At 44.6% G+C, this 13035-nt stretch carries 7 protein-coding genes; all 7 read right to left on the bottom strand.

Annotated features, from left to right (window positions below; genetic code table 11):
• Positions 1-371: 371 nt before the first annotated feature.
• Positions 372-1130: a hypothetical protein gene (locus tag V3O24_RS07340; RefSeq protein WP_331306749.1), complete on the bottom strand. Its 759-nt coding sequence runs from the start codon at positions 1128-1130 to the stop codon at positions 372-374.
• The gene (locus tag V3O24_RS07335) at positions 1021-7236 is read right to left on the bottom strand and encodes a hypothetical protein (RefSeq protein WP_331306748.1); all 6216 of its coding nucleotides are present in this window, start codon (positions 7234-7236) and stop codon (positions 1021-1023) included. The genes V3O24_RS07340 and V3O24_RS07335 overlap by 110 nt, the downstream gene beginning before the upstream one ends.
• Before the next feature lie 269 nt (positions 7237-7505).
• Positions 7506-7913 carry a type II toxin-antitoxin system VapC family toxin gene (locus V3O24_RS07330; RefSeq protein WP_331306747.1) on the bottom strand — a complete coding sequence of 136 codons (408 nt, stop codon included), beginning with the start codon at positions 7911-7913 and terminating at the stop codon, positions 7506-7508.
• The gene (gene vapB / locus V3O24_RS07325) at positions 7913-8149 is read right to left on the bottom strand and encodes a type II toxin-antitoxin system VapB family antitoxin (protein ID WP_331306746.1); all 237 of its coding nucleotides are present in this window, start codon (positions 8147-8149) and stop codon (positions 7913-7915) included. Before vapB ends, V3O24_RS07330 begins: the two co-directional genes overlap by 1 nt.
• A gap of 132 nt (positions 8150-8281) precedes the next feature.
• Positions 8282-10720 (bottom strand): DNA topoisomerase (ATP-hydrolyzing) subunit B, encoded by a 2439-nt coding sequence (gyrB, locus tag V3O24_RS07320; RefSeq protein ID WP_104423788.1) that lies wholly within the window; start codon positions 10718-10720, stop codon positions 8282-8284.
• A gap of 43 nt (positions 10721-10763) precedes the next feature.
• Positions 10764-11840, bottom strand: a complete 1077-nt coding sequence (recF, locus tag V3O24_RS07315; RefSeq protein WP_331306745.1) for a DNA replication/repair protein RecF — start codon at positions 11838-11840, stop codon at positions 10764-10766.
• A 10-nt stretch (positions 11841-11850) separates the two neighbouring features.
• The gene (dnaN, locus tag V3O24_RS07310; protein WP_331306744.1) at positions 11851-12951 is read right to left on the bottom strand and encodes a DNA polymerase III subunit beta; all 1101 of its coding nucleotides are present in this window, start codon (positions 12949-12951) and stop codon (positions 11851-11853) included.
• Positions 12952-13035 lie beyond the last annotated feature (84 nt).

Genomic DNA, 13035 nt, shown 5'->3' with positions numbered 1-13035 from the left:
GGCCTGGAATTTCAGCCTCTGGATGAGGCTATTTTTTGCGCTGATTTTGATCGTTAAAACGATTAAACCATCCCTGTTTCGGCTGACAGGTACCCCAAAAACGCTATTCGTTGAAATGGTTTCCGCTTAACAACTTGTTACCGGCTGAGATCGGAGTCTCGGTATCTGTAGGCATGGTTCGGGGGCTTTTTTCAGGGCTGACTAATTAATGAAAAGTGGGATTCTTAATTTTCAATAGGTTACACAAATTATGCCCCCCAACAAACTGAGTCATCGATTTCGATGTGATTACTCCCGTGTTCAATGTTGCCTTTTGGTAATGTTGAACTGCCCCTATTGGCCCACAGCCGTCAATCAAGCTGTCACTGGTTCTAGTGAGTTGCCTTGACCAATATTTTGAGTTGGCTTGTTATCTCTTCCCTCATAAATTGGCTTAATTCTACAAAAGCATCCAATTTTTCAAGCTTTGCTTCGAGCTGCTTAATCTTATCGGAATTGATTTTCTTAATATCTTCGTCTTCTTGCCCCTCTGGCTTTTTTGAAACTAATTGGCAAATCACCTCTAACTCATCATCAGACATTAAACCGATTGACTTGTTGAGCCAAAGATTTGTTTTTCCATCCAAGGCTTTTTGAGCTGCCTGACTGATCGCAAATTTGATCCAAACCCGCGCAGCACCATCAATCCCCATAGCTATATCAATCCAATGTTTAACATCATCAGCCGGAAATTCTGAATCTTCTTTTTCTTCCTGTTGCCAGAAACGATAAAAAGGATACGGATTTTCTGGGTTGAGAGCTTCTAAGGCCTTAAATATCGGTTCGAAATTTTCAAAAGGACGATGACCATCTTGATATGAAGATCGATGCTGCCAAAGAGTTAAAATGGTCTCGAAACAATGCTGTTGTACTTGCGCTTTTTCATCACCCTCGGCGTTTTCTAATCTGGCTAAAAGCTCGGCAATATAGTGCGCCATCCACCGCGAAAGCGTGTCAACACCCGGTTCAATATCCAACTCTTCAACCAGTGCTTTGCCCAAATCGATAACACGTTTCTGTATCTCTGAGCGTTCCATCTGCTGAGAGGAGATAAATTTTGCAATAAGGGGGTGGGTATTTGATTTCATCATCAGGTTCTGATCGGTATGAATGATATTGATACTGCCGTTCTATTTGGACTTTAATAATTAGGTCTCGCCCTAATCTAGCACATAAGTTTTTTAAAAATGTAAGTGACCCGTTGATACGGCTACCGTACCTCACTGCTGTGTCCCTGCCTTCAGGTTGTTTATCTCCCCAGAGCTCAGTGGCTAATACAGCTTTGTCTGCGACAGGCAAACACCAACACCTCTGTTCAACATCTGCCACTAAACCGAATTGTTCGATGAAGGATTCTCCTGGGCAGTATGGGGGATAAGCAATATCACCGGCAAAAGGATCATATTCATCCAGATATTTGCTTTGTTCTTTCTTATAAATCCAGCCTTCCAGCAAAAAGAGTGGCTTTTTAAACTCCATGTCTTGCTCTTGATAATAAGGAAGTTTGTAATCACGCGAATTGGAACAAGTTGTCAACGCTTTCAACAACGACAACGAAACTTTCGGGTTCACCAATGCGCTGGCAACAGTAAAGCTTTCCTTACGGCTATCATCGTTATCGCTCCAATGCCCATCAACATTGAGCCATAGCTCACCACCACGCTCAAGCAATAAACCGTCCAGAAAGTCATCAGGCATGATCTCCCAACGCCAATTATCGCTCTTTGGTTCTTTCAGCCAAGCTCGCCTTTGTAAGGGTGGAGGATCGCGTCGATCTGCCAACCAACGATTATCCGGGCGAGATAGAGAATGACGCTGCAACCACTCAAGCCATTCGTTTTCATACCAATCATCCCGATGCACTATGGGCATCGCCTGTAATAATTTGACTGCAACAGCAAGCATAGAGTGATAGGAAAGATAAAAACTGTAGTCATCAGTTTTAGGGTAACTACCATGGTCATGCCAAGTTTCGCGATTGCGATCCGACCGCCATAAGTTTTTGCGTGGATCAGGAATATATTCATCATTCAATTGGATACCCCAATCCTTAAGAACAATTTCTCTTGCCAGTTCTTCAACCTGTTTTGATGAAATACCAAACACACGGCCTAATGGCTCAAACCAGTAACTGTCAAAATCATAGCCAAAGTGTAGTTGTAGACTTTTATCAACTTCACCTCGTTCGTGCCAAGGCGATTGGAAATGTTTCCCATAATCTTCAACTTTTTGGATGGGAAATCGGCTTACCCATACTCGGCTAAGTTGAACCATTACTTCTGAGCTATATGTGCCCGGAAAAGCCGATTCAATCAAAAGGGCAATGTCAGCGGCAAACTTTTGAATGAGTGCATGGGGGATGCTAGTCAGTGCATGATGCACAAAAACAGTATGATGTTTTTTAAATACACTTGGCGAATCGATAGCCGCACGGGCAATAGCAATTAACAGATATTGGCGAGCATGGAGATTGTAAAAGGGATATTTCGCACCACCAAATGAGCCAACATAATCTCTATCCATCCAATTTATCAGAGCGTCAATTTCACTTTCACATCCTGTTTCTGCAAGTCGGCGCACACAATGAGCAGCACACCAACGGATAGCTGAGCGAGGCGAACCTAATGCTGACCAAATAAAACCAGAAAATGCTTCAGTAATTGACTCCGGTGGTATGAGCCATTCCGCCCAAGGGCCGTCAGCATAATAGTTGTCGATGTGCATCTCAAAGCGAGTTAACCCAAAATCTAATACCTCAGCCGCTTGTTCCGGCGAAATATTGGCTGAAACAATACTGCCAAATCCGAACAATGTGGCGGCATCGACCAAATTGCACGAACCCGCCAAGCCTTCCAATACACCTTGGTTGAGCCATTCAATTTCACTACCTGCGGCATTAATGCGTTCAAGAAAATAGTCAACTGTGTAAGGATTTGAATATCGACTGGCAAAGCGCTGACCTATGGCCTGAAAAATTTTAGGCCAAGCCTTTTGCACACTGATTTTTTCATGCCAAGCTTTTGGGAATTGAGATAAGGCTATTTCGACATCATAAGCATCGGCGCTTTCAACATGCACAATAATCTCTAAAAACTGGCTGGCTTTAGTTTCTGGGATTAGTTTAAACATTTCTTGCCAGAACATTTCAAAGCTACGAGGCCCTGTTATGGCATCAAAGCGATCAATGGCAACGCTTAAACCATTAGCGCTCAATAGCTCAAGGTCAGCAAACAGTAATTCCCAATCAGTGGACGGAGCTTCCTCTTGGGCTTGATTTCGGATTAATGGCAAATCATCGTGAACATCGATAACGAAGGCAGGCTTCTCAGAATAAAAAGCTAGCACCTGTTGCAGCTCTGGGTTTTTAAGTGAAAACCGATCCGCCAAGATGGCGAGTTTCTGCCAATTAGTTTCGGAAGAATTGCTCAGCCTTAGGTCTTTTACCGTCCTATCAAGAATATATTGGCGGCGCAAACTATCCGTTTCCAACTCGATGCAAAGCGCCGCAAAGCCTTCAAAGTCATAATCCCATACGAATGCTGACAAAGACCAACCTACTGATGCAGGAATCTGTTTTGATTGAACGGCTTCACGCGCTAAAGCAGAGACTTGACGCTGAAACCAACCCACATCACGGTCACGCCAACGGCTAAGAGCAGCAAAAGCGGAAGTTGGATGCAATTTAAAACAAGTTTCTATTGCCCCATCTCTGTCCCAATATTTTTCCCTAGCCACATTTTCACCAACCAATTCAGCGCATCGGATAAATCGGTAGGCTGTTTCAGGTGAAGCCAGGCAGCCATCAGCAGTACGATTGGCCATAGCGGCAATCGCATTCCAACGTTCGACCAATTCATCGCCAAATTTTGATACTGCTTCAATAGCTTCATCAAAATAGGCTTTTGCATCTTCCGGACTTTCTGATAAAACAGCTCTGGCAAGCCTGATATACCAGTCCGCTAGCGTTTCGGGGCCTTCATCTTTGCTGGTTGTAATCATGTCACGGCATGACCGCTCAAGTGAACTTTTTATACTAAATAAGTGCGGCAAATGAAAAGCTGAGCGGACGGCGTTCAAGCGATCACCAGCAGCGAATCGCAGGTCTTGACCGGATAGCTCAGCCACAAAATCGCATAAAGCGGAGTTACTCACTTCCGGGTTAAAAGCCAGCAATTCAAAACGTACCCGCGTAAGCTCAAACGGCAAACGGTCATGATTTTGGTATCTTTGCGAAATAGCTCTCTTAGATTGCTGATTGGCATTTTGGATTAAGGTATCTACATCTTCTTGAGCGCCGACAAACAATTGAGCACGGACGATATACCAAGGCAACAGCCCCCCGACCACTTGCTCGAAACGCTTGATTTCTTGTTCTGTATCATAGTCTTTTTTCTTTTCCAGCCATTTTTCCGGCATCAGCGTATCCAGTTTTACCTCCAGATTTCCTGAAAGCACTGTTTTAAGCGCAACAGTACGAACGAATGCTATGCGCTCATGAGAATCCGCGTGATCGCTATGCACTGAATATATTGCCCTAGTTGGAAAATAATGCCTGAGAATCCGCTGAATTTTTGTTTGGCAAAGCTTTGCAACTGCACAAGCTTCAACAAATGAGATAATCGCAAACTGTAGGCTATCGCTACGCCAACTGTGTTCAGGTTTTTTAATACGTGTCCGGGGATGGCTTAGTAGGACTAAACCTTGGTCCAGCGCTGATGATGCTGGAAACCTGCCGACCATTATTAGCTCATCGGCAATAGCGAGCATAACGTATAAATTGCGGCAACCCAGTTGGGCAAGTTCATCAATCGTTGCAAACTTACCCGCATCAATCAGGCGGCTTACTAATAACTTTGTGATACGGAATGCTAATTCAGGCGGTCGCCAACTGTTAATAAATTTAACCAACGCTTTTGTGCCAAAGAGATTTAAGTTAGTAAATGCCATTTCGGCAATGTCTTCATCTTTCAAGCGTTCGTTATGATGATTGTCCTGTCTTTTTTCCCGCTCCTCAAAATAGGCGTTTAGCCAATTGTTTGCCGACCTTAAATAACCGCGTGCTTCACCTTTGAAATCATCAACAGTCGACAATAGAGCAGCTGAATAAACATTCTCCGAACCTTCCCATGCCCCGCCAAGCAATCGCCGGAAGGCCAATTCTTGGACTCGTTGCGGCGATTGCAAGGGCGCAATCAAATCGGTGTTTTTACTGAGCAACTCAAGTTGGCGTTTGTCCCCCGCCATTTCTTCGCCCGCCCGCAACGCCAGTTTGGCTGCATCGGCATATTTTTTTTGTTTTAACGCGGCCTTGAATGCAAATTGCAAACGGTAGACGCGGACATTTCGTTTATCGATTGGGCTATCCGGCAATAAATCATCAGAGAGAGCCAACTGAATCAAGTCGTCATATTGTTCCGCCCGTAATAACAAGGTAGGTAAAACTTCGGCAACATAATTGAATGTTGCTGCCAAAGGTTTCAGGCGGTTAATGTAAGCAGCGATTTGTTCAGGTGACGCCGAAAACCGTTCTCTGAACCACGTTTCTGTCGGCTCATCTCGAAACTGGACTGAGTTTTCAGAAACCCAAAGTGGTCGGCCTAAATCCGCCACAAAGCTTTTGATTGCTGCTTCATCCACTTCTGATGCAGCAGCAAGGACTTGAATCGGAATAAATGGATGTAGGTTTGCAAGGCCTAAACAGATCGCGTCAATATGTTGTTGAAAAACTTTGGTTTGAAGTTCTTTAAGCTGAGCAATAGCCGTATCAAGCTGCTGAGCGATTTGGTCATCGACTGTTTTACCAAGGCCTAGACTGGACAACACTGCTGCTATCGATTCGTTATTGAAGCTGAATGCATTGGCCTGAACACGAGGATTGCCGCCGGTCAGTCTATGAAGCTCCAGTGCATCGTATTCGCTGGCTTTAGGAAAATAGGTGCGTAGATGGCTTAGCGTTTCGGTTTCGCTAAATGGCAATAATGGAACCTTTTGAACCGTATGCTTTGAGTCAAGCAAATGAATACGTTCAGGTCGGCATGAAGCGATTATTCGACAGTTCTCTGGCAATTTTTCGCGCAACAGATGTTTAACAAAACACAAATCGTTAAATTCTTCCGCTGCCATTTCGGCATTGTCTGCCGCATCAATAAAAACAGCTATAAACGAGGTACTACTGATTTGTTGTAATGCTTTTCCGGCAGCACTTAATCTCGACAAAAATGAACGCAGAAGAGCATCTTCCAAATCTCCCGATCTGGGTATTAGCGTTTCGCATAGTCCTAATACTGCAATTTCATTAATGATTTGTACTAAAGCATCTCGATAGCGATGACGCGGCTGACTTTTGTTGCGGTATTTACCTGCGCCAAAGCAGTCGTAAACAATACCGACTGAACCATTTGGCAAAGTACTAGCCAATTGACGACATACTACTGACTTACCAACTCCGCCGCCTGCATGGATAATAATTGCTTCAGAAGCATTGACAATGTGTGTCAATAACTCAGCATGTTGCTCTCTTTGAATGGGTTTATTGAGCGTTTCAAATTCAGTTGGCGCAGGAAACAAATTGTCTCGTGAGCTCACACCAAAGCGTTTTAGGATGTCTTCAGGAGTAATTTTGCCAGAAGCATTAGGTAAGACTTGCTCTTGAACCAGCGCGATAACGTTGTTGATTTCTATACTTTCAACAGTCCCAGCAAAAAAAGCTGCCATTTCAAAATGGAGTTCATCTTTTTGATCGGCATAATTGCTTTCGTTATCAACTAGTTCAAATGATAAGCAAAATCTCTGTAGGGCTTCACCAGTAAGTTGAGTATATTTTTTTAAAATATTTAATTGTCTTTTTCCAGGACTATTGCCTTGAGCAATAGCCTGGATACAGTCTTTAAATCCTTTAGCAATCAGTCGATTGGTGATAACTGAAAATGCAATTTGCCCAAGACGATCTGGTTTATGATTTTCGTATTCACGAAATCGATTGGCAAACCCTTCGATTGTGTTTTTTAGTTCACTTAATTGAAAAGGTTGATTAACTCTTTTAGTGGAATGTTTTAACTGAAAATAAGCAATGTCTTCCTTATTGCCTTCCGCAGATTCAGAATATTCAGTTACATCCATGACATATTCACCGGCTAGCGACGGCTCACTGGAACCTTCTATCACGACGTACTTCACTTTTGATTTGGGGTTGATCATTCTCAGGCAACGCCTTGTCGCCCAACGATAATGGAAAACATCCCCAGCTCTTGAGTCCCTTACCGAATCAACTTGCATCAAATAATTTCCACTTATCGTCCACTTCTTTAGTGAATTAGAACAAGATACCCATGCTTTCGCGAACGTTCTGGGGAATAGTGACTTGGCCTTTGCTTGGTTACGCGCATGGTAATTTCTGATTGATTGGTAATACTTTCAGATCAAGTATTGATTTAGGCCGAATGCCGATTGATTTTGTCTAGGCTGACTTATGGCGAAGGATTTATCCAATTTTCGGTAACCACACCAGGATACTTGGCAAAGTCCTTCACGTTGTTCGTCACGATGGGTATATTGAGTGACGCTGCATGAGCCGCAATCAACTTGTCGAGGTGGTCTTTTTTGCTTTCGCGAGTTGCCATCCTAATTGGGCCGTAGGCAACACTTGCCGCAGCATCAAATGGCACAACCTGAATATCTTCCACAAGGCTCGCGAGATTGATGCGTTCCCGCTCAGGATTTGCCGACATGGCAACGCCGTATTCCAATTCAGCGAAGGTGATCGCAGACATCACCACATCACCGACATAACACTGCGCAAAACGTCGAGCAACCTCCTCCGGTTGATTCTTCATCAGGTAAATGCACATGTTGGTATCGAGCATGTAGCGTGGCATTACAAGGCATCCCTTTCGGATTGCTCCTGCTCACCCCGGCCTTCAGCCATAAAGTCGGAAGGAAACCTGGCGAACTTGGCAAGTACGCCAGCTAGGGATTGGCGAGCGGGGCGAATCCTGATTTCATCTCCTTCTCGCTCAATCTCCAGGTCAATATCCATGCGGTCATAAGCTAGATCTGCCGGTATACGAACTGCTTGTGAATTACCGTTTTTGAAAATTTTAGTGGTATGCATTGGAAACCTCGTTAACGAATGTACTATATATCTACGTTAGTCGAATCCAGCTAAACTGTAAACACTTGGATGTACATTTTGTTGTATATATTTCGAAGCTGTCGTCTTTACTGTGAAAAATAAATAAACAGATTACACGTCCAGATTGGTAACATCCAACGCATTCTTAACGATGAAATCCCGCCGCGGCTCGACCACATCGCCCATCAGTGTGGTAAAAATCTCATCGGCCGCAATCACGTCTTCGATCCTGACTTGCAGCAAGCGTCGATTATTTGAATCCAGCGTGGTTTCCCAGAGCTGTTCCGGGTTCATTTCGCCCAGACCTTTGTAACGCTGGATATGCTGGCCTTTTTTGATTTCCTTCATCATCCATTCAAAAGCCTGTTTAAAGTTGCTGACCGGCTGCTGTCTTTCGCCCATTTGCATGAATGAGCCTTCGTTAAACATGCCCGCTGTGTCTGCCGCATATTGCGCGATTTTTTGATAATCCTTGCCGTTGAAAAATGTCGAAGGCAATACGAAGGTTTTGGTTATTGCGTGCAAGCGCTTGTTAACCACGACGGAAAAATCAGTGCTTGATTTGTAATCCAGCTCAACGGTGTATATCGCCTTGCTGTCGCAATCGGTCAGTTTTTGCTCCATGTTGGCAAACCAAGCCGCAAGCTTTTGCTGATCCTGTTTGAGTTCGTCGCTGATCACATCCATATAGGCAAACTGCTCCAGGAAAACTTCATCGTAACGTCTGGACAAGCGATTATTGATACCGTCTACTTCGGTGAACAATTTAGCCAGTTTTTCCAGGCCCTGGCCTTGAATCGGCGGAGCGGATGCATCGGTGAAAAGCTGGGCTTTATCCAAGGCCAGTTGAATCAGGTATTCATTCAATTGGGCGTCGTCTTTAACGTAATGCTCTTGTTTGCCTTTCTTAACTTTATACAAAGGCGGCTGGGCGATGTAGATGTAGCCTTTTTCGACGATCTCGGGCAATTGACGGTAAAAGAACGTCAGCAACAAGGTTCTGATATGCGAGCCGTCGACGTCCGCATCGGTCATAATGATAATACGGTGGTAACGCAGCTTGTCCAGGTTGTATTCGTCCTTGCCTATGCCGCAGCCCAACGCGGTAATCAAGGTTCCGACTTCTTCCGATGAAATCATTTTATCGAAGCGGGCTTTCTCTACGTTTAGGATTTTCCCCTTTAGCGGCAGGATAGCTTGGGTGCGACGGTCCCTGCCCTGTTTGGCCGATCCGCCCGCAGAATCCCCTTCCACCAGGAACAGTTCGGATAACGCCGGATCTTTTTCCTGACAATCCGCCAGTTTGCCCGGCAATCCGGCAATATCCAGCGTGGTTTTGCGACGGGTCATTTCACGCGCTTTACGCGCCGCTTCCCTGGCACGGGCCGCATCGACAATCTTGCCGACGATGGCTTTGGCTATTTGCGGTTTTTCCAGAAGAAACTCCTGTAGCTTCTCGTTCATCGTCGATTCGACCAGCGGCTTTACTTCCGATGAAACCAACTTATCCTTGGTTTGCGAGGAAAACTTAGGGTCAGGCACTTTAACCGACAGCACGGCGGTCAAACCTTCCCTTGCATCATCGCCGGTGGTTTGTACCTTTTCTTTTTTGGCTAAGCCGCTGGATTCAATGTATTGATTGATGGTCCGGGTCAGCGCGCTCCTGAAACCGGCCAAGTGGCTACCGCCGTCGCGTTGCGGAATATTGTTGGTGTAGCAAAACACATTCTCCTGATAAGAATCATTCCACTGCATGGCTATTTCAACCGTGACGCCTTCTTTTTCCGCTATGAAATGAAATACCTCAGGAAACAGCGGCGTTTTGTTTTTATTAAGATGAACCACAAAAGCGCCTATGCCGCCTTCGAATTCGAATACATCCTGTCTGTCTGAGCGCTCGTCTTCAAGGCTGATGCGCACGCCGGAGTTCAGGAAGGATAATTCTCTGAGCCTTTTTGCCAGGATGTCGTAATGGAACTCGACATCGGTAAACGTCTCGGCGCTGGGTTTAAAATTAATCTTAGTGCCTGAGCCTTCGGCAGGCCCTACTGCGGCCAGCGGGGCGACCGGCTCCCCCATACGGTACTGCTGCTTGTAAAGCTGGCCGTTCTTGCGCACTTCGAGATTCAACTCTTCGGACAAGGCATTAACCACTGATACGCCCACGCCGTGCAGGCCGCCGGAAACTTTATAAGCATTATCGTCAAACTTACCGCCGGCATGCAGCACCGTCATAATGACTTCCGCCGCCGACCGTCCTTCTTCCTTGTGAATATCGACAGGAATGCCGCGGCCATCGTCAGAAACGGACACCGAACCATTACTGTGAATAACGACTCTGACCTCTTTGCAGTAACCCGCCAAAGCCTCATCAATCGAATTATCGACGACTTCAAAAACCATGTGATGCAAGCCGGAACCGTCATCCGTGTCTCCGATATACATGCCCGGTCGCTTTCTTACCGCATCCAGACCTTTTAACACTTGGATATTGGTGCTGTCGTATTCAGGCTTAGCCGTTTCGACAACTTGATCACTGGGGTTACTCATGATTATTTCTTTCCTGTTGGTTGCGAATGTTCCACGTGGAACATTACACGGGTTTTATGGAGCCTTGTTCCACGTGGAACATTTTGTAATTCTCTATCTGGCTTAAATCGCCAAAATCTTGTGCTTCCGTAGCCGTTATAAATACCTGACATGCCATTTCCGACAAATAACGCAGTAATTTAGCGCGGTTAATAACATCAAGTTCGGCTGCAAAATCGTCAATCAATATGCAGCCTGTCTGACTTTGCTCGTTGGCAAGCAACTGAACCTGGGCCAGTTTCAAGCTCATGACCAATAATTTCAATTGGCCCCGCGAAACAAAATCCTTTGCTAACCGGTTATTGACTAATAATTGAAAATCCCCGCGATGCGGTCCGCTATGGGTAAATCCGTAGCGCAAGTCTTTATCCAGGTCTTCAATCAGAACGCGGCTAAATTCCTTAGCCGTATCCCAACCTGATACGAGCTTCAGGTCGATTCCATCAAGAGCGAGGAATCTGCCGATAATCTCGATAAAAACAGGCTGGAATTTTTCTAAATATTGCTGACGGTAGCTGTCGACTATTGTACCGTAATAAACGAGTTCTTTATCCCAAACATTGATTTGTTCAAGCCGCCTTGTTTTTAACAGTGCGTTGCGCTGGGACAAGGCTTTTTTAAATCTACGCCATGCAGGCAAGAAGTTTTGATCATTATTGAAAACGCCCCAGTCTAAGAACTCTCTTCTGATTTGCGAACCGGCATCGAGTAATTCGTAGCTTTTTGGATGAATAAGCTGTAACGGCAAGGCATAGGCTAAATCCGAACGTTTTTGCTTCGCTTGCTGGTTTATATGGGTTTCAATATTTTTACCATCCAGTTGTATGCCCAACTGAACATGGTTGCCGTTTGTCTGCAAAGTTTGCGCAGAAACAACCAGCTGGTTTTTGGCGAAATTGATGACGGACTTGATAGCGGAACAACGAAAAGATTTGGCTCGCCCCAAGATAAAAATAGCTTCAAGCAGTGCGCTTTTGCCGCTGGCATTTTCCCCGACAATAAAATTAATTGCCGGAGAAGGATTAATCGATTCTTTTTGGATATTCCTAACTGCGTAAATATCCAGTTTCAACAAACTCATTACTGCGCTATTACAGTCTCATGGGCATAACGATAAATTTATACCCGGAATCGCCAGGTTCATCTATAAAACAACTGCTGGCGTTGTTGGCAATCGTCAGAACCGCAAGCTCGGAATCCAGGTTTGAAACCGCATCCAATAAATACTGCGCATTAAAAGCAATCGTTAAAGGTTCGCCCGTGTATTCAATAACCAATTCTTCCTCAGCTTCGTCATGCTCAGGATTATGCGTACTCATTTTCAGACTGCCGGGGCTGATGTCAAAAGTCACACCTTTGAATTTTTCATTCGCCAAGATAGCGACGCGCGTCAGCGCCTCTTTTAAAAACTGTTTTTGAATATGAATCTGGTTAAAAAATTCCTGCTGGAAAACTTTGCCGAAATCAGGATATTTTGAATCGACCAGTTTTGCCGAGAAAATCAGGTTCTTGATAAAAATTCTAATGTTGTTGCTGGAAAACTCCACCTTCAATTCGGCTTCGGGATCGTCAAGCAACCGGCTCAATTCCAATACGCCTTTTCTGGGCAGAATAATTCTGGATTCAAAACCGGTCGGCTGGTCCAGATTGTCCTCATAAATGGACAAACGGTGTCCGTCGGACGCAACCAGCTTCAACTTGCTGTTGGATACATTAAGCAGCAAGCCGTTCAAGTAGTAACGAACATCCTGATTAGCCATGCAGAATACGGTCTTATCCAGTGCTTTTTTAAATTTACCGGCATTGATAAATAAATGGTTCTCTAATTCGGACTCCGCAAATTCAGGATAATTATCCGCGGGTAAACAACTCAAAGAAAAACGGCTGCGACTGGAAGCAATTTTTACTTTATCGTCCTGCAACTCGAATTTAATTTCAGCTCCGTTAGGTAACAATCTGCAAATATCCAGAAATTTTCTGGCCGGTACGGTGATCGAACCCGGATCGGCTGTTGCGATATTAATTTTGGCGATGATCTGAATTTCAAGATCGGTACCCGTCAAGGTCAGTTGGTCGCCTTCGATAACCATCAAGACATTGGAAAGAATAGGCATGGTTTGCCTTTTTTCGATCACGCTGACTATTTGCTGCAAAGGAAGCAGGATTTCTTCTCTATTAATAATAAATTTCATAAAAGAATATTTTTATATTATTACTACTAGCTTAAAAGGAAACTGTTGAAAACAGGTTTTTATCCTTAATAATCAATTAGCTGG

Source organism: Methylobacter sp. Wu8, assembly GCF_036440755.1.
In the GTDB taxonomy this organism is placed as follows: domain Bacteria; phylum Pseudomonadota; class Gammaproteobacteria; order Methylococcales; family Methylomonadaceae; genus Methylobacter_A; species Methylobacter_A tundripaludum_A.
This window is presented reverse-complemented; position numbering and strand designations above follow the sequence as displayed.

Excerpts from the sequence above, each read along its gene's own strand:
- V3O24_RS07340 (WP_331306749.1), bottom strand. The coding sequence starts at position 1,130 with ATGATGAAATCAAATACCCACCCCCTTATTGCAAAATTTATCTCCTCT.
- V3O24_RS07335 (WP_331306748.1), bottom strand. The coding sequence starts at position 7,236 with ATGATCAACCCCAAATCAAAAGTGAAGTACGTCGTGATAGAAGGTTCC.
- V3O24_RS07330 (WP_331306747.1), bottom strand. The coding sequence starts at position 7,913 with ATGCCACGCTACATGCTCGATACCAACATGTGCATTTACCTGATGAAG.
- vapB (WP_331306746.1), bottom strand. The coding sequence starts at position 8,149 with ATGCATACCACTAAAATTTTCAAAAACGGTAATTCACAAGCAGTTCGT.
- gyrB (WP_104423788.1), bottom strand. The coding sequence starts at position 10,720 with ATGAGTAACCCCAGTGATCAAGTTGTCGAAACGGCTAAGCCTGAATAC.
- recF (WP_331306745.1), bottom strand. The coding sequence starts at position 11,840 with ATGAGTTTGTTGAAACTGGATATTTACGCAGTTAGGAATATCCAAAAA.
- dnaN (WP_331306744.1), bottom strand. The coding sequence starts at position 12,951 with ATGAAATTTATTATTAATAGAGAAGAAATCCTGCTTCCTTTGCAGCAA.